A 22,090-nucleotide genomic window follows, 5' to 3' on the forward strand; every position below is an offset into this window, starting at 1 on the left:
GCTTTTTACATGCTGAGCCTTCTCCTAGAGTGACGTCAATCCACAGGTGACACCGATTCCAATCGCTCAGCTGTAAAGCGGTTCGCATCCACACCTGACCCCACCGGCTGTCACCTCGTCGGCCGCTCACCCCGTCAAGATGGGAAATAATAATGATCGGATTTCGAATCCTCCCGCGTACACGCCAACTGCCCGCAGCACTGATCGAAGGCTTCCGCTCTGTGCCGGTTGCCAACGTCAGCGACTGCATGGGCCGCATGATCGCTGGCGGCGCCCATCTGCGCCCGTATCACAAAGCCGGGGGGATGGTTGGGCCTGCATTTACCGTGAAAGCACGCCCGGGTGACAACCTGATGATCCACAAGGCTTTGCATCTGGCACAACCCGGTGACGTGATTGTGGTTGATGGTGGGGGCGACCTTACCAACGCACTGATGGGCGAGTTGATGGTGGCCACGGCGATCAAGCGAGGCCTGGGCGGCATCGTGCTCAACGGTGCCATTCGCGACCTCGATGCCATCCAGGCAGGCACCTTTGCGGTCTATGCCGCCGGGGTTACCCATCGGGGGCCGTACAAAGACGGGCCTGGCGAAATCAATGTGCCGATTGCAATCGGCGGCATGGTCATCAACCCGGGTGACCTGATGCTCGGAGATGCTGACGGTTTGCTTTGCGTACCCTTTGATTCTGCGCAATACATCCTGGACGCCGCGCTGACCAAGTGCGCGGCAGAAAAGGTGACCGTTCAAGAAATCGCAGAGGGGCGCCTGGATACCACCTGGATTGACGCCCAACTGGAACGCCAGGGTTACAAGGCATGAAGATCGTCATTCTTGACCGAGACACGCTGTCGCCGCAGACCGTGCTGCGCACGCCCTCATTCCGCCATGAAATCCAGTCCTGGGGGCGCACGGCAGCCGAAGAAGTGGCTGATCGTATCGCCGATGCCGATATCGTTGTACTCAACAAGGTCAAGCTGACGGCAGAGGCGATCGCAACCGCACACAAGCTTCGCCTGGTGGCGATTGCCGCGACGGGTACAGATAACGTCGATATTGCTGCGTGCCAGGCCCGTGGCATCGTTGTCAGCAACATTCGCAACTACGCCGTCAACACGGTGCCGGAGCACACCTTTGCCCTGATCTTTGCCTTGCGCAGAAGTATTTGCGCCTATCGTGAAGCGGTACGAAGGGGCCGCTGGCAAGAAGCGCAACAGTTCTGCTTCTTCGACTATCCGATCAAGGACCTGGCAGGCTCCACGATTGGCATCATCGGCGATGGCGTGCTGGGCCAGGCCGTCGCCAACATGGCACGCGGGCTGGGTATGCGGGTGATATTTGCCGGCTACAAAGGCCATAGCGGCCTCGGTTCGCTGTATGTTCCGTTTGAGCAGACACTCGCTGAAGCCGACATCCTGACCCTGCACTGCCCGCTGTTGCCTGAAACTCGCAACATGATCGGTGCCCCCGAGTTTGCGCTGATGCGCCGCAAGCCCTTGCTGATCAATACTGCGCGCGGGGGGCTGGTTGACGAAAGTGCTGTGGGGCCGGCGCTGGAGGCAGGGCACATTTCTGGAGCAGGCTTTGATGTGGTGATGACAGAACCGCCTGCCCCGGATCATCCATTGATGAAACTGGTTGATCGCAACGACTTTATTCTCACCCCGCATGTGGCGTGGGCAAGTGATGAAGCCGTGCAAGGCCTGGCTGACCAGTTGATCGATAACATCGAAGCGTTTGTGCGTGGCGAGCCGGCAAACCGGGTCTGAAACCCCTCGTCAGCACCCGGCTTTACGTTTAATCGCGCAACACCTGTCAACCTTGAACCCACTGTTTTCTGGAGCAAGCCCATGATTCACCATCTCGATCACCTGGTACTGACCACCGTTAATCTGGAGGCCTGCAAAGACTTCTATATCCGCGTCCTCGGCATGCACTTCGAAGCGTTTGGCGAGGGTCGGATGGCGCTCCATTTTGGCAACCAGAAGATCAACATTCATGTTCGCGGGCATGAGTTCGAACCCAAGGCGCACCTGCCCGTCTCCGGGGCGCTCGACCTGTGCTTTATTACCAGCAAAAGCCTGGACCAGGTTATTGCTCACCTGCAAACAGAGGACTGGCCGATCATTCTAGGACCAGTGCTGCGGACCGGTGCAACAGGCAAGATTCGTTCGGTTTACCTGCGCGACCCGGATTTGAACTTGATCGAACTTTCCGAACTGCACCCCAGCTGAATCACCCTCGGCAGGCCCGAGACTGCCACGCACAGGATCGGGCCTACTGCCGAGGCAGCAGGCGCAAACCCCGCGGCCACTTGAGCAACCCCACCACCAGCGCCGAAAGAATCAGCGCAATCGAAACGCCTTCAGAGGCCCCCACCCTGTGCCCCAGTATCAGCATTGAACCGGCGATGCCAAATACCGGAATCAGCAACGACAGCGGCGCGACCCTCGATACCGGGTACTCGCGCAGCAACAGATTCCAGCCCCAATAACAGAAGTGCGTCGCCGCGTAGACCTGAAACAACAGCGAAAACAACGCCACCCACTCAAAGTGCGTGACCAGCGCGGTAAACGGCGCAGAGCCATGTGCCAGCCAAGTGAGCAACAGCAAGGGAAGTGGCGGGAACACACTGGCCCAGACCACAAAGGCAAACATTTCCCGCACTTTTGACTGTTTGATGATGACGTTGCCGACACTCCAGCTCAATGCACTGACCAGCAGCAAGGCATAGCCCAGGGTCGTGCCCTGGCCGGGGCTGGCCAGGATGATGCTGATCAGCCCCAGCACTGCGAGCCCCATGCCCAGCATCTGCGCGTAGCTCAGTTGCTCGCGAAACAGCAGGACGCCCCAGCCCATCGTGAAAAAGGCACTGAACTGGATCAGCAGCGCGGCGGTTCCTGGCGGCACGCCCCATTCAATACCCAGATTGATCAGGGCCCACATGGCCACGCCAAAAATCAGGCCATAAGCGGCCAGCCACTTGATGGCAATCGGCGGGCGTTTGACAAAAAACACCCACGGCAAAGCCGCCAGGGTAAAACGCAATGCCGTAAGTAACAGCGGATCAATAGCTGCCAGACCCAGTTTGGTGACGGGAAAGTTAAGCCCCCAAACGGCCGTCACCAGCACGGCAAGGAACAGATGTTTCTTTTGCATAGGGTTGTACTTCCAGTGGCAAGGCGGGCGGCGTCATGCACCAACCAAAGTGCCACTATGCACACTTGCAGCATCGGCCCGCTTGCACTATCAGGTCATAGATCATTAAATTCGGGCCATGCGCAAAATTGAATCCGACACCTGCGAAAATATCCCCCGCGACGCTGTCGTCACGGCCATTGACTATGCCGACGGGCAGCACTTTGCCCTGCACAGGCATGACCGCGGGCAGTTTGCCTATGCAGCCTGCGGTGTGATCACGGTGTATACCGACCAGGGCAACTGGGTGGTACCGCCGCAACGAGCCATCTGGGTACCGGCAGGGGTACCCCACGAGATGAGCATGAACGGCCCGGTCACCATGCTGAACACCTATATTCGCGGGCCCGCTTCTGCCCGGCTTGGCCTGCCTGCACAGTGTCAGGTTTTCGGCATATCGCCCCTGCTGCACCAGTTGCTGATCCAGGCCACGGATATTCCGGCGCTCTATGACGAAACCCGTAGAGAGGGGCTGCTGATGAATTTGCTGCTCCATGAAATAGCCGCCATGCCAGCTCTTTCGCTCAATGCGCCGTTACCGGCTGAGCCAAGGCTGGCACGTTCCTGCCGCGCACTGCTGGAGCAGCCGTCACTGGATATCGGGATTGATGACATGGCCCGCCAGGTTGGCATGAGTCGTCGAACCTTCACCCGCCTGTTTCGCCAGCAAACCGGCATCAGTTTCGTCGAATGGCGCCAGCAAGCCTGCCTGTTGGCAGCGGTGGTGCGCCTGGGGCATGGCGAGGCCATCACACGGGTAGCGACGGACCTGGGCTACAGCAGCCCGAGTGCTTTCACCAGTGCTTTTCGCCGGGTACTGGGCGAAGCGCCCAGCCGGTATTTCCCAAAATAGTTGAATTGAAAGCAGGCCATCCCCACCCTCGCCCGGACTAAAAAAGCCGGGCCAGAGCGCTTGCCTTCACACGAGTACAGAGCGGTTTGCGAGCCTGCTGAGCAACACCCGCAAACGTGATTTAATAGCCGCCTTTCACGATTGCGGAACAGGGGTACGGTACGATTTTTCGGCATGCCCCCCATCACCTTAAGTAGTACTCATACAAGGCTGTCATGGACACGGGATCACGACTCAAACTCATACGCGAAAGCTATAAACTGTCCCAGCGCGAGCTGGCCCGGCGTACTGGTGTGACCAATTCCACCATCTCCCTTATCGAGCAGAATCGCGTCAGCCCTTCAGTCAGTTCCCTCAAAAAATTGCTGGAAGGCATCCCCATGTCCCTGGCGGATTTCTTCACGTTCAACCAGCCACCCCGCGAACACCAATACGTCTTCCGCGCCAATGAACAGCCGGATCTGGGGCGAGATGGCCTGCGGTTGCTGCTGATCGGCGCCTCGGTGCCGGGCCGTCAGATGCGCTTGCTGCGCGAGCAATACGCGCCAGGGGCCAGCTCGGGGGAAGAGCCTATCGTGCATACCGAAGGTGAAGAGTGCGGGCTGGTGGTCCGGGGTACGATTGAACTGACCGTGGACGGGCAGATCAGCATTTTGAATGCCGGGGACGGTTATTACTTCCCGACCACCCAGCCCCATCGCTTTCGCAATATTGGCGCGGATGAAGCCGAGATTATCAGCGCGAATACACCGGCCAACTTCTGATCCTGACGACGCGCACTGCCAGGTAACTCGCGGCGATGCCATCGCGAGCAAGCCCGCTCCCACAAACACACAAGCATTTGTGTTCAACACATGACCTGTGGGAGCTGGCTTGCCTGCGATGCAGACGACGCGGTCGCTCATTTACACCCGCGACTGGCGCCCAAAAAACGGATGACTCGGGTCGTTGTAGCCCGGCGTCGATGAGTGCCCGGTGACCACCAGATCATTGATAAAGGCTTCGTCCTGCGCGGTGAACCGGTAGTTCAACGCCGGTACATAGTCTTCCCACTGCTGCTCGGTGCGCGGCCCGGCAATCGCCGAGGTGATCAGTTGGTTGTTCAGCACCCAGGCCAAAGCAAACTGGCCTGCGGTAATGCCTTGCCCCTGGGCATAGTCACGAATGCGCTGGGCCAGGTTAAGGGACTCGGGGCGCCATTCCGTTTGCTGCAAGCGCGGGTCGTTGCGCCCGGCGCGGGTGTCCTGGCCAGGGGCCTGATCGGGGTCATATTTGCCGGTGAGCACGCCGCGCGCCAGCGGGCTGTAAGAGATCACGCCAATCCCGTAATGCTCCGCCGCCGGCAAGTGCTCGACTTCAATCTGACGGTTGGCCAGGTTGTACAGCGGCTGGCTCACACTCGGACGCTGGATGCCCAGCAGGTCGGCGCTGCGGCTGAATTCGGCAAGTTTCCAGCCACGGTGGTTGGACAGCCCGTAGCCACGAATCTTGCCCGCACGGATCACGTCGTCCAGCGCGCGCAGGGTTTCGTCCACCGGGGTGTCGTGGTCTTCGCGGTGCAGGTAGAACAGGTCGATATAGTCGGTGTTCAGGCGCTTGAGGCTGGCGTCCACCGAAGCAATCACGTTCTGGCGCGAGGCGCCGCTGTTGTTCGGCCCGCTGCCGCCCGGGTTGGGATTGACGAACTTGGTGGCCAGCACCCAGTGCTGACGACGATCACCGATCAAACGGCCCACCACTTCTTCCGAGGCTCCGCCGTTGTAGCCATTGGCAGTATCGACGGAGTTGATGCCCTGCTCGAACGCACGGTCGGTAATACGCCGGGCCACGTCGTCGGGGGTCTGCCCGCCGAACATCATGGTGCCCAGGGTAATGGGCGAAACCTTGACGCCGTTGCGGCCCAGGTTGCGGTATTGAATGTCGCTCATGCTGACTCCCTGCGTGGTGATCGTGAAATCAAGTGGCGCAAACAGTAGTCAGCCCTGTTCTGGCGGTCAACGCCCAACGGGGCATAACCATAGAGCGGTTTTATCAGGCTTTCGCTTATTCAAATCGGATCTTTAAACGTCGGAATTAATTATTTATGGATCTAAAAAACCCTCGGTAATCTCATGACTTTTCGGACCGCATGAAAAGGAATCATCATGAGCCGTCGACCCCATGGCCCTGACTATTCATCTGCAACCGCCTCCGTTGCAGGTTCACGCCCATGAATATCCCTACCGGTTTTCTCGACAGCAGCGGCAGCGTTCCCTTTAGCCTGCCCGAGCGTGACCAACAGGGCGACGACCCCATCGCCCAACGTATCAGCCACAACCTGCAGCGCTTGCGCGACAAACGCCAGTTGACCCTCGAAGCCCTGGCCCAGGCCAGCGGTGTGCGCCGGGCGATGATTGCGCAGATCGAAGCGGGCCGCAGCTTTCCCTCGGTCAAGGTGCTGAGCAAAGTCGCCACAGCCCTGAGCGTTTCCATCGCCGAATTTCTCGACCCCGACGGCGCCGGCATTGTTGTCCGCCGCGCCCTGCCCGCTGAACCCGCCGCTGGCGGGGTGACGTTCAACGAACTGCGCCTGGGGCCACAGGCCGAGGAACAGGTGCCCGGCAGCCCGCACGGCGTGCAAAAAAACCTGCTGGTTGCCGAGGGCACTCTGGAGCTGAACATCAATGACGAACGGGTTGTCTTGCACGCCGGTGACTCGATCCTGTTTCGCGCCGAACTGCCCCACCGCTACCGCAACCCGCACAACAGCGAAGCTGTCGCCTACCTGCTGACCAGCCCTGCGCAAGTGCAGGAATAGCCCGCGTTTCCCTATCCCCTGCCTGGAGCCTTCGCCTTGTCACGTCAGCCCTCCCCTCTGGATTTTCCTGAAAGCCCGCTGTCCCGTGCCTTTGAGCAACCGTTGTTTCTGGGCCTGTTCCTGCCGGTGCAGTCCGGGGGCTGGAGCCCTTCGGCATTGCCACGCAGCACCACCTGGACCTTCGACTACAACCGCCAGCTGACCCTGCGCGCCGAAGCGCTGGGCTTCGATCTGGTGTTTGCCCTCGCCGAATGGTTGGGCAAGGGAGGCTATGGGGGCGACATCCGTTACCACGACGAGTCGCTGGACGCGTTTATCACCCAGGCAGCGCTGGCGTCAGTGACTGAGCGAATCTTGCTGATCTCCACTCTGCATGTGCTCTACGGCCCCTGGCACCCGCTGCACCTGGCCAAATTCGGCGCCACCCTGGATCACATCAGCAAGGGCCGCTGGGGGTTGAACCTGGTGACCGGGCATCGCCATCGCGAACACCGGCGCTTCGGCCAGGCCCCCATCGAGCACGATCAGCGCTACCGCCAGGCCGATGAGTTTATCCGTGTGGTGCAGGAGCTGTGGCACAGCCCGGACAACCTTGATTTCAGCGGCGATCATTACAAGCTTGAAGAGGCCTATGTCAGTGTCAAACCGTCCTTTGGCCGCCCGGTGCTGGTCAACGCCACCGGCTCACCCGCAGGCATCGACTTCGCCGCCCGCCACTCCGACATCGTGTTTACCACCAGCCCTGGCAGTGCCGAGATCGAAAACGCGCTGGAGAAACTGCCCGAGCATTTGCAGAGGATCAAACACGCCGCCCGTGGCTATGGCCGCCAGGTGCGCACCCTGATCAACCCGCTGGTGATTTGCCGGGACAGCGATGCCGAAGCCTGGGAAGTCCACGCCGCGATCACCGCCGCAGGCGACCCCGGTGCGCTGGAGGGCCATGCCCGTGAAGCCAGCGATGCCCATGCCTGGCGCGGCCACCAGCCGGCCGAGCGCTATGTGGGCGGCAATATCCAGCTGGTCGGCAGCCCCGAGACCGTGGTGCGCGACATCATCCGTCTCAAGGAGGCCGGTATCGACGGCCTGCAACTGAGTTTCTTCGACTTTGCCCCCGACCTTGAACAGTTTGGCGAGCGCGTGTTGCCCCTGTTGCGCCAGGCCGGTCTGCGTCGCTAACCCACCCCCAGGAAGAACGCCATGCCCTTTACCCGTCGTCAATTCGTTGCTGGCTTGTCTGCCCTGTCCGCGCTCGGCGCCAGCATTCCGTTCCTGCCCACGGCCCTGGCCGACGCAACGGGTGAAGCCGTCAGCGGGCGCCGGGTGTTCAACCTGTTGATCAACCCCGAACCGCCGTCCCTGAGTTCATTCAACACCACCGCCGGTACCAGCGTCACCGCCAGCAGCAAGGTGCTGGAGGGGTTGCTCACTTATGACGAAGCCCTCAACGCCCGCCCCGCACTGGCCACCGCCTGGGAGGCCGCGCCCGATGGTCTGAGCTACCGCTTCACCTTGCGCGAAGGGGTCAAGTGGCATGACGGCGAGCCGTTCACCTCGGCGGATGTGGCGTTCTCCCTGGACCTGATCAAGCGTTTTCACCCCCGGGGTTCCAGCACCTTTGCCAACCTGGAGCGCGTCGACACCCCCGACGACCACACCGCCATCGTCTACCTGAGCAAACCGGCGCCCTACCTGATTCGCGGCTTTGCCGGCGGCGAAACACCGATCCTGCCCAAGCACCTGTACGCTGCGGGCGACCCGCTGAGCAACCTGCACAACAACGCCCCGGTGGGCACCGGGCCGTTTCGCTTCAAGCGCTGGGAACGCGGCAGCTTTATCGAATACGAACGCAACCCGCAGTACTGGGACCCGACGGCCACCGTGGTCGACACCCTGATCCTCAAAGTCATTCCCGATGGCGCGGCACGGCTGGCGGCCTTCGAAAACGGCACGCTGGACGCGGGCGGGCAAAGCCCGGTGCCCCTCAGCGAGCTTGAGCGCCTGACCAAATCCGGTCGGTTGAAGGCCACAACCCGTGGCTATCGCTACACCATTACCCCGACCATGCTCGAGTTCAACCTGGACCACCCGCTGCTGTCGCGCCTGGAAGTGCGCCAGGCGATTGCCCATGCCCTGGACCGCGAAGTGATCCGCAAAGTGGTGTACTACGGCTACGCCGAAACCAGCTACTCGCCGATCCCGAAAAGCTTCGCCAACTACGTCTACGAGGGCCCCAACCCGTACCCCTTCGATACCGACGCAGCCAATGCATTGCTGGACAAAGCCGGGCTGGTAAAGAACGGCAACTGGCGCTTCAGCCTGACCCTCGACCCGCTGCCCTACGGTGACAGCTACAGCCGCACCGCCACTTATGTGCGCAGCGCCCTGGCGCGCATCGGCATCGAGGTAAAACTGCGCGCCCAGGATTTCCCCACCTATATCAAACGTATCTACACCGACCGCGACTTTGATTTTGCCGTGGTCGGCATGGGCACCCTGTATGACCCCACAGTGGGCGTGCAGCGCCTATTCTGGTCGAAGAATTTTCGCAAGGGCGTGCCGTTTTCCAATGGCACCCACTACAACAACCCTGAAGTCGACCGCTTGCTGGAAAGCGCCGCCGTGGAGACCGACGAGCAAAAACGCGGCGAGCTGTTCAAGGCGTTCCAGAAGATCGTTATCGATGAAGTGCCCTCCATCACCCTGGTGATGCAGCAGCAAGTGTCGGTGTACAACGCCCGGGTCAGCGGCTTCGAAGACGACGCCAATGGCCTGGACAGCAGCCTGGCCAATATCCGCCTGGCCGACACCGGGGGTGCCCATGCTTGAACGGCGCAGAATGTGGCGCCTGTCCCGGCGCACCCTGTGGCAGGCCATCCCCACCGTGGTCGGCATCCTGCTGCTGAATTTTTTGCTGCTGCGGCTGATCCCCGGTGACGCCGTAGATGTGCTGGCCGGTGAGTCGGGCGGTGCCAGTGCCGAAACCCTGCTGCAGTGGCGCAGCCATTTCGGCCTGGACTTGAGCCTGATGGAGCAGTTGCAACGTTACCTTGGCCAACTGGCCCATCTTGACCTGGGCCTGTCGCCACGCTTCAACCTGCCGGTCAGCCAACTGGTGCTCGACCGCCTGCCCAACACCCTGCTGCTGATGGTCGGTGCACTGGGGCTGGCGCTGGCCATCGGCATCGCTGCCGGGACGATCATGGCCACCTGGGTCGGGCGCTGGCCCGATCGTGTGCTGTCATTGGCGGTGTTGTTACTGTATTCCACGCCGGGGTTCTGGATCGGCCTGATGGCGGTGCTGCTGTTCTCGGTAAAACTGGGCTGGTTGCCCAGCAACGGTTTCCAGACCCTGGGCCTGGACCTGCATGGCCCGGCCTGGTTGCTCGACCGCCTGCAACATGCCGTGCTGCCGGTGCTGGCCCTGGCCACGTTCTATATCGCCCTGTATGCCCGCCTGACCCGCGCCGCGATGCTCGAAGTGCAGCGCCAGGACTACGTGCGCACCGCCCGGGCCAAGGGTCTGGCGCCGTGGCGGGTGGTGTCGCGGCATGTGTTGCGCAATGCCCTGCTGCCGGTATCGACCCTGGCCGGCCTGCATTTCGCCGCCCTGCTCGGCGGCGCTGCCGTGACCGAAACCCTGTTCGGCTGGCCCGGCCTGGGCCGGCTTACGCTGGAGGCGGTGATGTCCCGGGATTACAACCTGCTGCTGGGCATCCTGTTGCTGTCATCCATGCTGGTGGTGGTGATCAACATCACCGTCGACCTGCTGCAAGCCTGGCTTGACCCGCGTATCCAGGCCGACTGAAAAGGAGCTGTCCCATGACCACTGCCGTACTGCCAAACGCCCCGACCGGCTACAGCGAAAGCGTCTGGACGGCCCTGTTGCGCAACCCCTCGGCCCTGATTGGCGCGACCATGCTGGCCCTGGTGCTGACCCTGGCACTACTGGCCGGCACGCTTTACCCCGGTGACCCGCTGGACATGGTTGCCATGCCGATGCTGTGGCCCGGCGACGATCCGGGCTACTTTCTGGGCAGCGACTCACTGGGCCGCGACGTGGCAGCCGGGATCGCCCACGGCGCCCGCGGGTCTTTACTGATTGCCGCCAGCGCCACCCTGATCAGCGTGTTGATCGGCACCGTGGTCGGCGCCCTGGCCGGCTACCACGGCGGCAAGCTGGGGGATGTGCTGATGCGCATCTGCGAAGTGTTCCAGACCGTGCCGTCGTTTTTGCTGGTCATCGTCATCGTCGCCATCGGCAACCCGACGCTGGGGGTCATCGCACTGGCGATCGGCATCTCCTCATGGCCCACGGTGGCACGGCTGGTGCGCGCCGAATTCCGTACCCTGCGCGAAGCCGACTTTGTGACTGCCGCGCGCAGCCTGGGCTTTGGCAACAGCTCGATCATCCTGCGCGAAATCCTGCCCAATGCCCTCGCGCCGCTGGTGGTCACCACTTCGATCCTGATTGCCCAGGCGATCCTGGTCGAAGCCGGGCTGGCCTTTCTCGGCATGAGCGACCCGAACCAGGCCAGTTGGGGCGCCATGCTCGGCAGTGGTCGAGAACAGATCGCCAGCGGCTGGTACCTCACCGCCCTGCCGGGGCTGGCCATCATCTTCGTGGTGCTGGCCCTCAACCTTCTGGGCGACGGTCTCAACGACGCCCTCAACCCTCGCCTGCGACGGTATATCCCATGAGCCTGCTGGACGTACGCGGTTTGCGCGTGAGCTACGACAATGCCGATGCGGTCAAAGACCTGAGTTTCACCCTGCAAGCCGGCGAGACACTGGCGCTGGTGGGTGAATCCGGATGCGGTAAATCCACTACGGCCCTGGCGTTGATGGGCCTGCTGCCGGACAACGCCCGGCTGGCCGGGCAGGTACTGTTCGAGGGCCGTGACCTGCTGAGCATGGCGCCACGGCAGATGCGCCAGTTGCAGGGCAATGCGCTGGGGATGATTTTCCAGGACCCGCTGTCGAGCCTCAACCCGGTGCTGACCCTGGGCGAGCAAGTCGCCGAAAACCTGCTCGCGCATACCGACCTCACCCGCCGTCAGGCCTGGAAGCGCGCCGAAGAACTGTTTGCCCTGGTACAGCTGCCGCGCCCCGCTGCGCACCTGCACGAGTACCCGCAGCACTTGTCCGGCGGCCAGCGCCAGCGGGTGGTGATCGCCATGGCGATTGCCTGCCAGCCCCGCCTGTTGATCGCCGACGAGCCGACCACGGCGCTGGATGTCAGCGTGCAGGCACAAATCCTCGAACTGTTGGCGCGCTTGCGCGGCGAGCTGGGCATGGGCCTGCTGTTGATCACCCATGACCTCGGGGTGGTTGGCCAGCACGCCGACCGGGTCATCGTGATGCACGACGGCCACGCGCTGGAAAGCCAGCCGACCCGTGCCCTCATCGAACGCCCGCAACACCCCTACACGCGCGGCCTGTTACAGGCCTCGCTGGGGGCCGAACATGACCAGCACTACCTGAGCAATCGCCTGGCTGAAATCAACGTCGAGCGCCAGCCCGGGCAGGCCACTCGGTACAGCGTCAACAGCAGCCACTATGGACCGGGGCGCAAGCCTCGGGCACCCGCCGGCAACCCGGCGTTGCTCAAGGTCAGCGAGCTGACCACGGGCTATGGCGACAACACCGTGCTCAACCGCATCAACCTTGAAGTGGGCGAGCGCGAGAGCGTGGGGCTGGTTGGCGAATCGGGCTGCGGCAAGTCGACCCTCAGCCGCACCCTGCTGCGCCTGCTGCCCGCCCGCAGCGGCAGTATCGAATTTGCCGGGCGTGATATCGCGACACTGGCAGGCCAGGAGTTGCTGAGCTGGCGGCGTCAGGTGCAAATGATCTTTCAAGACCCCTATGCCGCGCTCAATCCACGCCACAGCGTGGAGACCATTCTCGACCGCGTGCAGCGCCTGCACGGACAGAACGACCCGGGGCAGCGCCAACAGGCACGCCTGGCAATGCTGGATGCCGTCGGTCTTGCGCGCAGCAGTCTGGCGCGTCTGCCCCACCAGTTCTCCGGTGGTCAGCGCCAGCGTATCGGCATTGCCCGGGCGCTGATCCTCAAGCCCCGGCTGGTGATCTGCGACGAGCCGGTGTCGGCGCTGGATGTGTCGACCCAGGCGCAAATCCTTAACCTGCTGGTAGAGCTGCGCGAAGAGCTGGGCCTGTCCTATCTGTTTATCTCCCACGACCTGTCGGTGGTGCGCTATTTCGCCGATCGGATTCTGGTCATGGAACAAGGGCAGATCGTCGAGCAAGCCACCCCGCACACCCTCTGGCATTCACCCCGGCACCCCTACACCCGTCGCCTGCTGGCGGCGATACCCGGCGCCGCTGCGCCGCTCCCGGCCCTTCAACCTGTATCCGGCCTGCGCTTTGCCGTTGGCTGGTGAACCGCTCAATTCCAAGGAGCATGACATGTCGCAAATAGACTCAGCCTGGGGCGCCGTCCCGTCGGCGCGATACGAAGCATTGGCAGCCCGCTTTCGGCCGATCTTCGCGCAGATTCGTGAAGGGGCCGTGGAACGCGAACTGGAACGGCGCTTGCCGCTCCAGGAGTTGCAATGGCTCAAGGAGGCCGGCTTCACCACCCTGCGTGTACCCGTCGAATACGGCGGTGCCGGTGCCAGCCTGCCGGAACTGTTCAACCTGCTGATCGAACTGGCCGAGGCCGACTCCAACCTGGTGCAATCGTTGCGCGGGCACTTCGGTTTTGGTGAAAACCTGCTCAACAGTCGCGACCCTGAATATCAGGGCGTGTGGCTGGAGCGCCTGGGCCGTGGCGAGACCGTCAGCCCGGCGTCCGGCGAAGTGGGCAATGCCAAACAGCTGGAATTCGGCACCCGCCTGAGCCTGCACGGCGGCCACTGGCAATTGAGCGGCAGCAAGTTCTACACCACCGGTGCGCTGTATGCCGACTGGGTCGATGTCAGCGCCAACAACCCGGATGAACAGCGCGTATCGGTGACGGTACGCACCAATGATCCGGGGGTGGAAATAATCGACGACTGGAATGGCTTCGGCCAGACACTGACCGCCAGCGGTACCGCGCATTTTCGCGAAGTGCCGGTGGACCCGCTCAATGTGATCCTGGCTGAAAACCGCTTTCGCTATTCACCGGCTTTTTTCCAGTCTGTGCACACGGCGACCCTGACCGGGATTGGCCGCGCGCTGGCCGAAGAAACCGCCGGGCATGTGGCCAGGCGCACCCGCAGCTTCAGCAGCGGCAATGCACCGCGCGTGGCCCACGATCCGCAAGTGCTGCAAGTGGTGGGCAACCTGCGCAGTGCGGCCTATGCCGCCGGCGCCATTGCGGCGCAGAACTTCCAGGCGCTAGAGCGGGCCCATCAAGCCCATTTGAAGGATGACGAACAAGCCCTGAGCCACGCCGTGAATATTGCCGAACTGGAAGTGGCGCAGTCGCAAACCATTGTCTCGGACTTGATCATCAAGGCCAGTGGCGACCTGTTCGATGCCCTGAGTGCGTCGGCGACCCTCAAGCCGCTGGGGCTGGACCGTTTTTGGCGTAATGCGCGCACGCTGTCGTCGCACAACCCGCGCATCTACAAGAGCCGCATCGTGGGGGATTTTGCAGTCAACGGCACACCGCCACCGGCGCAATGGCGTATTGGTGTGGCGGAGTAAACCCTGTGGGAGCGGGCTTGCTCGCGATGGCATCGACGCGGTTTGCCTGGCAGACCACACCGTTTGTATCGCGAGCAAGCCCGCTCCCACCGTGGCGTGGTGTCGCTCAATGACACACCAGCCCGTCGCCGATCTTCAGGCTGTCCACCAGCAACGCATTGCTGCGCAGCTCCCACGCACGGGTCTGGCCGCCACGGGCCTGCCAGTCGCGCAGCGCAGCATTGATCAGCGCGCGGCTTTGCTTGTCGACTACGGGCAGGTAAACCCGTACATCGCTGCTTGCCTTCAAGGTCTGCGGCAACAGCGCATAGAAGCGCCAGTCCGGCGCCTGTGCCAGCGCCAGCAAGCTGTTGCGCTCTTCAGCCAGCAGGTTGCACTCGCCCGCCATAAACGCCACCGCCGCACGAATCGACGACACATAAGTACGCAGCTCGGCGCCCTGTTGCCGCAAGGTTTGCGCCCACGGACTCCCTACTGCCACGCATACACTTTGCCCACGCACAGGTCGAGCGGGGGCATTGCGCAAACCAAGCAACGCACCCTCACGGTACTGCACCGGTAAATCCCGCAGGCTCGCCACCCGGTCAGCCTCAACCGGCAGTTTCAGACTGCCGGCGATGACCAGGTCGACCCGGTCGTCACTCAACGGGGCATTTTGAGGCAAAGCCTGCAACTGCACCTTGAGGCCAAGGTAAGCCCCCAGGGCCTCAGCCAATTGACTGTCCAGCTCATCCGGCTCGGCCACCAGCGCCTCTTGCCCCAGGCTCGGGCGTGGATAACTGCGTACACCTACACGCAACACCCCGCGCTGTTCGGCCGCCTGCAACAGCGGCCCCCGGGGCATATCGCCCGGTGCCGCAGGCCATTGCCAGGCGACCAGCGCCACCACGCCAATACCCGCCGCCGCCAGCCACCTAACCACCGTGGCGCAAACCCCGGCGCCAGTAGGTAAAGCGTCGCTCCAGCAAGGCCAGCAAGAAGTTGAGCAATAAACCCACCACCGCCAGCAGCAAAATGCCTGCGTACATGCTGGGGATCTGGAACACCTCCTGTGAATTGAGCGTCAAAAAGCCCAGCCCGGAATGAGCACCAATCATCTCGGCAGCCACCAGCGCCGTGATGCAATACGCACCCGCCAGACGAATCCCGGTAAAGATCGACGGTGACGCCGCCGGCAGTACGATTTTGGTAAACAGGAACCAGCGGTTCGCGCCCATCGACAGCGCCGAGTTGATCAGCAGCCCGTCGACCTGCTTCACGCCGCTGATGGTGCTCAACAGGATCGGCCAGAACGACGCCCAGAAAATGATCGCGATCTTGGACAATTCACCAATGCCCAAAAACAGGATAAACACCGGGAACAATGCCAGCGCCGAGGTCTGGCGAAAAAACTGCAGTAACGGATCGAGCACACTTTCGACCCGTGCAAACCAGCCCATCACCAGCCCCAGGCTAGCCCCGCAAGCGATCGCCAGCAGCAGCCCGGCAAAGGAGCGCAGCAGGCTGGCCTGCAAATGCTTGAGCAAGTCACCGCTGCTGGCCAGGTCCAGCACCGCCCCCAGCACCGCTGAAGGAGGGCTCAAGTAGCCGGGATTGACCACGCCCAATTGCGGCAAAGCCTCCCACAGGGCGAGGAACAGGACGATGCCCACCGAGCTGTCGATCACCCGCCGTGAAGTCAATTTAAAGCCCATGCTTACACTCCAATCCGATAACCGCCCAGGGTCGCGATGCTCTGCCAGTTCTGCTGCCGCACCGGCACTGCCGGCACTGCCGGCTCGCGGGCGATGTCTGCGACCTCATCACGCAACGCTTCCCAGGCGCGCTGGCGGTAGTGCACAAAGGCCTGGGTGTTACGCAGTTCCGGCTGGCGTGGACGCGGCAGGTCGATATCGAAAATCTCCTTGATTCGCCCCGGACGCTGGGTCATTACCGCCACCCGGTCCGACAGGAAGATCGCTTCGTCCAGGCTGTGGGTAATAAACACGATGGTTTTTTTGTGCGTGCCCCAGATGCGCAGCAATTCGCTTTGCAGGGTCTCGCGGGTTTGCGCGTCGAGAGCGGCGAAGGGTTCGTCCATCAACAGCACGTCCGGGTTGTAGGCCAGCGAACGGGCAATCGCCACGCGCTGGCGCATGCCACCCGACAACTCGTGGGGGTAGCGCGAGGCGAAGCCATTAAGGCCCACCAGTTCCAGGTATTCGCGTGCGGTTTCCAGTCGCTGTGCCTTGCCCACGCCGCGGATTTCCAGGCCCACGGCAATGTTGTCGAGCACCGTGCGCCAGGGCAGCAATGCATAGCCCTGGAACACCACGCCCTGATTGCGGTTGATGCCTTGCAGGGGTTTACCATCCACCAGCAGGTCGCCACCGGTTTTGTGGGCAAGCCCGGCGAGGATGTTCATAAAGGTGGATTTGCCACAGCCCGACGGCCCGAGAATGGACAGGAATTCACCTTCGCGGACCTGCAGGTCGAACCCCTCCAGTACCGGCACCCGCTCTGCATGCCCGGTTTCATCGAGTGCCTGGAATTCCATGCTGAGGTCACGGGCGACGATCTTGTGTTCCGCCATCAGGCATGCCCCCGGGCGAACGGGTTGAATTCGTTGGTGTAGACGTCCTTGACGGCTATCGAACCTTTCTTGATCTTGCCTTCGTTTTCGAGGATGTCGATGTAGTACTGAATCGGCGGCTCGGTCACCACCAGATCGTCGATATAGGCAAAGCGCTCCACCAGCTCAAGCTTCATGCCGATACGCTCGGAAGTGATCTTGCGCGCGTCGTCGGGGTTGGCATTGACCCAGTTGGCCGCACGCGCGATGGCGTTGACCACATCGCGGGTAGCCTCCGGATTCTCGCGGCTGAACTTGCCATACACACTGTACGGCGCCATGCCGCCCAACCCGCCATCCAGATCGTAGTCACTCCACAGCTTGCGCAATGCCGGGTTGTGCTCGGCGCCGCCGGACGATGGCGGATGAATGATGGCAACGTCGATATTGCCGGTGGCCAGGGTTTGTTCGCCCTGATTGTCCGGCACCACCACCCAGTTGATCTTGTCGACATTGACGCCCTGCTCGCGCAGGTACTTTTTGGTGACGAACTCAGCGCAGGCGCCAAAGCTGTTGAAGCCCACGGTCTTGCCTTCCAGGTCCTTGGGCTTGACGATGCCCGAGTCGTCGCGCACGAAGTACTTCATGTGCGGGGCGTCCTGCAGGGTCTTGCCGCCAGCAGCCACCACCTTGAGGTCCAGGCCACTGGCGATAGCTGAAATCACCAGCGGCACCATGCGCGCACCGAAGTCGATTTCGCCGGTGCCGGTCAACGGGATCACCTGCGGCGCGGCGATACGGCCGATGTACTTGGGGCGGGCGCGGGTGCCTTCGAAATAGCCAAGGGAATCGGCGACGTAGACCAGGTCGAATGACGGGTTATCGGGGTATTTGAAATCCACGATCTGGTCAGCGCGGCCCTTGATCACGGCAGCGCTTTTACTCGCACCCGAGTCCTTTTTTTCGCAGCCGGGCAGCAGAATACCCGCAGCGCCGACCGCGCCCAGTACCGCGCAGTTACGCAGGAATGCTCTTCTGTTGTTGATCGGGTTCATGCCCGCTCCTTGTGGGTTGAGTGCTGCTGTTGTGGGAGCGGGCTTGCTCGCGATGGCATCACCGTGATTCGACAGGCAGACCGCAGCGCCTGCATCGCGGGCAAGCCCGCTCCCACAAGGGTTGAGTTGCCCGGGTTCAGGCGGTTTTCAGGGTGTAGCGCGATTCAGGGCGAGTCAGGCCGTAGTGTTCGCGCAAGGTGCTGCCCGCGTATTCACTGCGGAACAACCCGCGCTGGCGCAAGATCGGCAGCACTTCATCGAGGAACACTTCAAAGCCATCGGGGAATGCCGGCGGCATCACGTTGAAGCCATCGGCCGCGCCGCTGCGGAACCACTGTTCGATCAGGTCGGCAATCTGCACCGGTGTGCCCACCGGCACCCAGTGCCCGCGCGCGCCCGCCAGACGGTTGATCAACTGACGCAAGGTGACGTTTTCGCGGTCGACAATATCGATGATCAGCTTGAAGCGGCTGGACTGGCTTTCAACACCCTCGAAGTTGATCAAATGGCGGGGAAACGGCGCGTCCAGATCCTGACCCGACAAGTCCACACCCAACATGCGCCGCAATTGGCCCAGGGACACGTGGGGCAATACCAGCTCATTGAGTTCATCGAACTTGCGCTGCGCTTCGGCTTCGGTGCTGGCGATATACGGGCTGATGCCCGGAAGAATTTTCAGCTGGCGCGGGTCGCGGCCCACAGCCCTGGCCCGGGCGCGGATGTCATTGGCAAATTCCGTGGCGCTTTGCAGTGTCTGGTGCGCGGTAAAGATGGCTTCAGCATGCCTGGCGGCAAAATCACGACCATCCTCGGATGAACCGGCCTGCACCTGCACCGGTCGCCCCTGGGGCGAACGCGGCGAGTTCAACGGCCCCTTGACCTTGTAGTAGGCCCCCACATGGTTGATCGAATGCACTTTGTCACTGTCGGCAAATACCCCGGCGGTTTTATCCAGCACCAGCGCGTCGTCTTCCCAGCTGTCCCAGAGGTCACCGACCACTTGCACGAACTCTTCGGCCTGGGCGTAGCGGTCATGGGCCGAAGGGTGTTCATCAAGACCAAAGTTGGCCGCGGCGGCAGCCATCGACGTGGTGACAATGTTCCAACCCGCACGGCCCTTGCTCAGGTGATCCAGCGCACTGAACGAACGCGCCAGGTTGTAGGGTTCGCTGTAGGTGGTACTGGCCGTGGCGATCAGGCCGATACGCTGGGTCACTGCCGCAATGGCCGCCAGCCAGGTCACCGGTTCGAAGCGGATCCGCAAACCCTCCCGGCCGCTTTCAGCAAGGGACGGCGAGTCGGCAAAGAAAATCGCATCGAGCTTTTCCCGCTCGGCACGCAGCGCCAACTGCTGGTAATAGCCGATATCCATGGACGACTCCGGCACTGACTGCGGGTGGCGCCAGGCGGCTTCGTGATGGCCGTTGGGGTAAATAAACAAGTTGAGGCTGAGCTGACGTTCGGACATGTTCTGTTCTCTGAATTCAGGGAGCGGGGGTTCAATGCAGTTCGGCGAAGTCGCTCAGCACGTCGTCGCGCAGGGCGATAAAGCGGCTGTCGCTGCGGTTGCGAGGGCGTGGCAGGTCAATGTCGAGAATGCGCCGGATACGTCCGGGGTTGGGCTGCATGACCACCACGCGATCACCGAGGAACACCGCCTCGTCCACATCGTGGGTCACGAGGATCATGGTGATTTTTTCCTTGGCCCAGATGTTTTGCAGCTCGCCCTGCAAGCGCGCACGGGTCAGGGCATCGAGGGCGCCCAGGGGCTCGTCGAGCAGCAGCACGCTGGGGCGATTGACCAGCCCGCGGGCAATCGCCACTCGCTGGGCCATGCCCCCGGAAATCTGGTGCGGGTAGGCGTCGGTAAAGTCCTGCAGGCCCACCAGCTCGATATGTTCGCGCACGGTGTCGCGCTTTTCCTTGGTGCTCAGGGGCGAGTTTTTCAGTGCCACGGCAACGTTCTGTTCAACGTTGAGCCAGGGGAACAGGCGATGGTCCTGAAACACGATGCCGCGCTCCAGCCCCGTGCCGTCGATGGGCTGGCCATTGAGCAGGATGCGCCCCTCATACTCCTCGTCCAGGCCCAGAATCAGGCGCAGCAGGGTGGACTTGCCGCAGCCGCTGGCGCCGACAATGCTGATAAATTCGCCAGGGGCGATGTCCAGCTGGATATTGTCCAGCACTTGCAACTGGCTGGTGCTGCCCGGGCGGGATGCAAAGCGCTTGCTGATGTTTTCCAGGGTCAGGCTGTTATTGAGCATGCTGCAATCCTTTTAATAAGTGCCGATCAACGCGGATCAATGCCGTACAGGCGCTGCATGCGTCGCTCAAAAATCCGCGCCAGGGCATTGAGGCTCCAGCCCACCAGGCCGATGACCACCATGCCGAACAGCACCAGGTCCATCATGAAATGCTCGCTGCCATCGATCAGCGTGTTGCCGATGCCCTCCCCCGATACCAGCAAATATTCGGCGCCGATGGTCGCCAGCCACGAGTACACCAGCGCCAGATACAGGCCGGTAAAGATCGACGGCAAAGCGGCAGGCAGCATGACCCCGACGATGGTTTGCCAGCGGCTGAAGCGGTACACACGCGCCACTTCCAGCAGGTTGGGCGGCACATTGCGCAGGCCGTCGCAGGTATTCACCACCACCGGCACCAGCGCCGCCAGCGACAGAAACACCACCTTGGCCACATCACCCAGGCCGAACCACACCGAGATCAGCGGGATCCAGGCGAACAGCGAAATTTGCTTGAAGGTGTTGAAGCTCGGGCCTACCAAACGCTCGAAGGTGTGCGACAGGCCCAGCAGGCAACCGAGCACCAGGCCCAGGGTGGTGCCGATAAAAAAGCCGCTCAGGTTGCGCGTCAGGCTGGCGCTGATGGCCCGCCAGAACTTGCCCGAAGCGATCTGGTCCCAGGCCGTGGCCGCCACTTTCTCCGGTGAAACCAGCAGCCCGGACTGGCTCCAGCCCATATGTGAGGCCAGCCACCACAGGGCAACGACGCTGATCGGTAACACCCAGCCGCGATAGCGACGGCTGCTGCCATGACTGATAGCCAGTGCGCTGCTCATGACAGGCGCCCCGCTACCGGTGCGCGGCCACGATTAAGGCGGCGCTCGGCATAATCAAAACCACGGTCGATCACCAGCCCGATCGCCCCGACCACCACCACGGCGGCCATCACCAGATCCAGTTGGAACAGTTGGCGACCATAAACAATCAGGTAACCCAGCCCTTCGCTCGACGCCACCAGTTCAACCACCACCAGTGACAGCCAGGCCTTGGTAAAACCCAGGCGCAACCCGGTGAACAGAGTCGGAATGGCCGCAGGCAAGACGATAAACACCACGCTCTGCCAACGGCTGAAACCATAGGCCCGCCCGGCTTCCAGCAAGCCCTGGGGCGCCTGTTTGAAAGCCTGCAGGGTGCACAGCGTGATCGGCACCAATGCAGCCTTGGCAATCAGCACGTACTTGAGCGGTTCGCCGATACCGAACAGCAGCAAGGCAAACGGCAGCCAGCCCAGCACCGGGATCTGCACAATGGCGTTGAAGGTGGGCAGCAAATAATCCTCGACGGTTTTCGACAGCCCCATCGCCAGCCCCAACGCCACACCCATCGCGCCCCCCAGGGCAAAGCCGACCACTACCCGCTGCAGGCTGGCGGCTGCATTTATCCACAAGTCGCCAGAAGCAAAGAGATCCGACAGGGTGTCGTAGACATAGGCAGGCGGCGGCAAGACCTGCTCTGACAGCCAGCCCTGCTCAACCCCCAGGTACCACAGGCCCAGCAGGGCCAGCGGCAACAGCCAGGGCAAGGCCCGGTCACCCAGAGTGGCGGCCCAGGCCGAGGTGCGCGGCACTTCGACCCTGCGTACCGGGCGCGTCGGTGCCGGCGGCAAACGCTTGACGTTGTCCTTGGGTAGCGCCGGTGCGTACTGCTGCGGTGTGACGGTCTGTGCCCTGGCCATGTGCCT

22 protein-coding genes are annotated in these 22,090 nt (G+C 62.2%); 12 read left to right on the plus strand and 10 right to left on the minus strand.

All coding sequences use genetic code 11. The annotated features are described in order from the left end of the window. Nucleotides 1–149 precede the first annotated feature (149 nt). From BLU25_RS11250 to BLU25_RS11260, 3 genes are all read left to right on the plus strand, one after another. On the plus strand, nucleotides 150–821 hold the full coding sequence (locus tag BLU25_RS11250; protein ID WP_196884572.1) for an RraA family protein: 672 nt from the start codon (nucleotides 150–152) through the stop codon (nucleotides 819–821). Beyond that, nucleotides 818–1,768, plus strand: a complete 951-nt coding sequence (locus BLU25_RS11255; RefSeq protein WP_016783482.1) for a D-2-hydroxyacid dehydrogenase — start codon at nucleotides 818–820, stop codon at nucleotides 1,766–1,768. The genes BLU25_RS11250 and BLU25_RS11255 overlap by 4 nt, the downstream gene beginning before the upstream one ends. A gap of 81 nt (nucleotides 1,769–1,849) precedes the next feature. Continuing rightward, nucleotides 1,850–2,233, plus strand: coding sequence for a VOC family protein (locus tag BLU25_RS11260; RefSeq protein ID WP_016783483.1), 384 nt, complete (start codon nucleotides 1,850–1,852; stop codon nucleotides 2,231–2,233). A gap of 43 nt (nucleotides 2,234–2,276) precedes the next feature. Here BLU25_RS11260 and BLU25_RS11265 read toward each other — a convergent pair whose 3' ends face one another. Further along, on the minus strand, nucleotides 2,277–3,158 hold the full coding sequence (locus BLU25_RS11265; RefSeq protein WP_016783484.1) for an amino acid metabolite efflux pump: 882 nt from the start codon (nucleotides 3,156–3,158) through the stop codon (nucleotides 2,277–2,279). Nucleotides 3,159–3,276: 118 nt separating this feature from the next. Between BLU25_RS11265 and BLU25_RS11270 the strand changes: the two genes are divergently transcribed. Together BLU25_RS11270 and BLU25_RS11275 are read left to right on the plus strand one after the other, a co-directional pair. Continuing rightward, the gene (locus tag BLU25_RS11270) at nucleotides 3,277–4,050 is read left to right on the plus strand and encodes an AraC family transcriptional regulator (protein ID WP_016783485.1); all 774 of its coding nucleotides are present in this window, start codon (nucleotides 3,277–3,279) and stop codon (nucleotides 4,048–4,050) included. 215 nt (nucleotides 4,051–4,265) lie between these two features. Beyond that, nucleotides 4,266–4,814 carry a cupin domain-containing protein gene (locus BLU25_RS11275; protein ID WP_016783486.1) on the plus strand — a complete coding sequence of 183 codons (549 nt, stop codon included), beginning with the start codon at nucleotides 4,266–4,268 and terminating at the stop codon, nucleotides 4,812–4,814. A 141-nt stretch (nucleotides 4,815–4,955) separates the two neighbouring features. On the opposite strand, the gene BLU25_RS11280 is transcribed toward BLU25_RS11275, so the two are convergent. Further along, nucleotides 4,956–5,978 (minus strand): aldo/keto reductase, encoded by a 1,023-nt coding sequence (locus tag BLU25_RS11280; RefSeq protein ID WP_016783487.1) that lies wholly within the window; start codon nucleotides 5,976–5,978, stop codon nucleotides 4,956–4,958. A gap of 281 nt (nucleotides 5,979–6,259) precedes the next feature. On the opposite strand from BLU25_RS11280, the gene BLU25_RS11285 reads away from it, so the two are divergent. Genes BLU25_RS11285 through BLU25_RS11315 form a run of 7 tightly spaced genes read left to right on the plus strand, consistent with a single transcriptional unit; the run spans nucleotide 6,260 to nucleotide 14,500 of the window. Beyond that, nucleotides 6,260–6,847 (plus strand): helix-turn-helix domain-containing protein, encoded by a 588-nt coding sequence (locus tag BLU25_RS11285; RefSeq protein WP_016783488.1) that lies wholly within the window; start codon nucleotides 6,260–6,262, stop codon nucleotides 6,845–6,847. A 36-nt stretch (nucleotides 6,848–6,883) separates the two neighbouring features. Beyond that, nucleotides 6,884–8,023, plus strand: a complete 1,140-nt coding sequence (locus BLU25_RS11290) for an LLM class flavin-dependent oxidoreductase (protein ID WP_016783489.1) — start codon at nucleotides 6,884–6,886, stop codon at nucleotides 8,021–8,023. 21 nt (nucleotides 8,024–8,044) lie between these two features. Then, a complete protein-coding gene (locus tag BLU25_RS11295) occupies nucleotides 8,045–9,673 on the plus strand; it encodes an ABC transporter substrate-binding protein (RefSeq protein ID WP_083369641.1) in 1,629 nt (542 codons plus the stop codon). Further along, entirely contained in the window at nucleotides 9,666–10,652 is a 987-nt protein-coding gene (locus BLU25_RS11300; RefSeq protein WP_029611729.1) for an ABC transporter permease, read from the plus strand. The genes BLU25_RS11295 and BLU25_RS11300 overlap by 8 nt, the downstream gene beginning before the upstream one ends. A 14-nt stretch (nucleotides 10,653–10,666) precedes the next feature. Further along, complete coding sequence (locus tag BLU25_RS11305; protein WP_016783492.1) at nucleotides 10,667–11,545, plus strand: ABC transporter permease; 879 nt, start codon at nucleotides 10,667–10,669, stop codon at nucleotides 11,543–11,545. Further along, entirely contained in the window at nucleotides 11,542–13,248 is a 1,707-nt protein-coding gene (locus BLU25_RS11310; protein ID WP_016783493.1) for a dipeptide ABC transporter ATP-binding protein, read from the plus strand. The genes BLU25_RS11305 and BLU25_RS11310 overlap by 4 nt, the downstream gene beginning before the upstream one ends. A gap of 25 nt (nucleotides 13,249–13,273) precedes the next feature. Further along, complete coding sequence (locus tag BLU25_RS11315; RefSeq protein WP_016783494.1) at nucleotides 13,274–14,500, plus strand: acyl-CoA dehydrogenase family protein; 1,227 nt, start codon at nucleotides 13,274–13,276, stop codon at nucleotides 14,498–14,500. A gap of 106 nt (nucleotides 14,501–14,606) precedes the next feature. Here the strand turns inward: BLU25_RS11315 and BLU25_RS11320 are convergent, their stop codons facing one another. The 8 genes from BLU25_RS11320 to BLU25_RS11355 form a co-directional block, all read right to left on the minus strand. Beyond that, nucleotides 14,607–15,422, minus strand: coding sequence for a type 2 periplasmic-binding domain-containing protein (locus BLU25_RS11320; protein ID WP_016783495.1), 816 nt, complete (start codon nucleotides 15,420–15,422; stop codon nucleotides 14,607–14,609). Then, nucleotides 15,415–16,194: an ABC transporter permease gene (locus BLU25_RS11325; protein WP_016783496.1), complete on the minus strand. Its 780-nt coding sequence runs from the start codon at nucleotides 16,192–16,194 to the stop codon at nucleotides 15,415–15,417. The genes BLU25_RS11320 and BLU25_RS11325 overlap by 8 nt, the downstream gene beginning before the upstream one ends. A 2-nt stretch (nucleotides 16,195–16,196) precedes the next feature. Next, nucleotides 16,197–17,072 carry an ABC transporter ATP-binding protein gene (locus BLU25_RS11330; RefSeq protein WP_016783497.1) on the minus strand — a complete coding sequence of 292 codons (876 nt, stop codon included), beginning with the start codon at nucleotides 17,070–17,072 and terminating at the stop codon, nucleotides 16,197–16,199. Next, nucleotides 17,072–18,106: an ABC transporter substrate-binding protein gene (locus BLU25_RS11335; protein WP_016783498.1), complete on the minus strand. Its 1,035-nt coding sequence runs from the start codon at nucleotides 18,104–18,106 to the stop codon at nucleotides 17,072–17,074. The genes BLU25_RS11330 and BLU25_RS11335 overlap by 1 nt, the downstream gene beginning before the upstream one ends. 136 nt (nucleotides 18,107–18,242) lie before the next feature. Beyond that, nucleotides 18,243–19,574, minus strand: a complete 1,332-nt coding sequence (locus BLU25_RS11340) for an LLM class flavin-dependent oxidoreductase (RefSeq protein WP_016783499.1) — start codon at nucleotides 19,572–19,574, stop codon at nucleotides 18,243–18,245. Between the two features lie 31 nt (nucleotides 19,575–19,605). Beyond that, a complete protein-coding gene (locus BLU25_RS11345) occupies nucleotides 19,606–20,370 on the minus strand; it encodes an ABC transporter ATP-binding protein (RefSeq protein WP_016783500.1) in 765 nt (254 codons plus the stop codon). Between the two features lie 26 nt (nucleotides 20,371–20,396). Continuing rightward, entirely contained in the window at nucleotides 20,397–21,185 is a 789-nt protein-coding gene (locus BLU25_RS11350) for an ABC transporter permease (protein WP_016783501.1), read from the minus strand. Further along, a complete protein-coding gene (locus BLU25_RS11355; protein ID WP_083369642.1) occupies nucleotides 21,182–22,084 on the minus strand; it encodes an ABC transporter permease in 903 nt (300 codons plus the stop codon). The genes BLU25_RS11350 and BLU25_RS11355 overlap by 4 nt, the downstream gene beginning before the upstream one ends. Nucleotides 22,085–22,090: the final 6 nt, after the last annotated feature.

Source organism: Pseudomonas fragi (assembly GCF_900105835.1).
GTDB classification, from domain to species: Bacteria; Pseudomonadota; Gammaproteobacteria; order Pseudomonadales; family Pseudomonadaceae; genus Aquipseudomonas; species Aquipseudomonas fragi.

Coding starts and splice junctions, on each gene's coding strand:
- BLU25_RS11255 (WP_016783482.1), top strand. CDS start 818: ATGAAGATCGTCATTCTTGACCGAGACACGCTGTCGCCGCAGACCGTG.
- BLU25_RS11260 (WP_016783483.1), top strand. CDS start 1,850: ATGATTCACCATCTCGATCACCTGGTACTGACCACCGTTAATCTGGAG.
- BLU25_RS11265 (WP_016783484.1), bottom strand. CDS start 3,158: ATGCAAAAGAAACATCTGTTCCTTGCCGTGCTGGTGACGGCCGTTTGG.
- BLU25_RS11270 (WP_016783485.1), top strand. CDS start 3,277: ATGCGCAAAATTGAATCCGACACCTGCGAAAATATCCCCCGCGACGCT.
- BLU25_RS11275 (WP_016783486.1), top strand. CDS start 4,266: ATGGACACGGGATCACGACTCAAACTCATACGCGAAAGCTATAAACTG.
- BLU25_RS11280 (WP_016783487.1), bottom strand. CDS start 5,978: ATGAGCGACATTCAATACCGCAACCTGGGCCGCAACGGCGTCAAGGTT.
- BLU25_RS11285 (WP_016783488.1), top strand. CDS start 6,260: ATGAATATCCCTACCGGTTTTCTCGACAGCAGCGGCAGCGTTCCCTTT.
- BLU25_RS11295 (WP_083369641.1), top strand. CDS start 8,045: ATGCCCTTTACCCGTCGTCAATTCGTTGCTGGCTTGTCTGCCCTGTCC.
- BLU25_RS11300 (WP_029611729.1), top strand. CDS start 9,666: ATGCTTGAACGGCGCAGAATGTGGCGCCTGTCCCGGCGCACCCTGTGG.
- BLU25_RS11305 (WP_016783492.1), top strand. CDS start 10,667: ATGACCACTGCCGTACTGCCAAACGCCCCGACCGGCTACAGCGAAAGC.
- BLU25_RS11310 (WP_016783493.1), top strand. CDS start 11,542: ATGAGCCTGCTGGACGTACGCGGTTTGCGCGTGAGCTACGACAATGCC.
- BLU25_RS11315 (WP_016783494.1), top strand. CDS start 13,274: ATGTCGCAAATAGACTCAGCCTGGGGCGCCGTCCCGTCGGCGCGATAC.
- BLU25_RS11325 (WP_016783496.1), bottom strand. CDS start 16,194: ATGGGCTTTAAATTGACTTCACGGCGGGTGATCGACAGCTCGGTGGGC.
- BLU25_RS11330 (WP_016783497.1), bottom strand. CDS start 17,072: ATGGCGGAACACAAGATCGTCGCCCGTGACCTCAGCATGGAATTCCAG.
- BLU25_RS11335 (WP_016783498.1), bottom strand. CDS start 18,106: ATGAACCCGATCAACAACAGAAGAGCATTCCTGCGTAACTGCGCGGTA.
- BLU25_RS11340 (WP_016783499.1), bottom strand. CDS start 19,574: ATGTCCGAACGTCAGCTCAGCCTCAACTTGTTTATTTACCCCAACGGC.
- BLU25_RS11345 (WP_016783500.1), bottom strand. CDS start 20,370: ATGCTCAATAACAGCCTGACCCTGGAAAACATCAGCAAGCGCTTTGCA.
- BLU25_RS11350 (WP_016783501.1), bottom strand. CDS start 21,185: ATGAGCAGCGCACTGGCTATCAGTCATGGCAGCAGCCGTCGCTATCGC.
- BLU25_RS11355 (WP_083369642.1), bottom strand. CDS start 22,084: ATGGCCAGGGCACAGACCGTCACACCGCAGCAGTACGCACCGGCGCTA.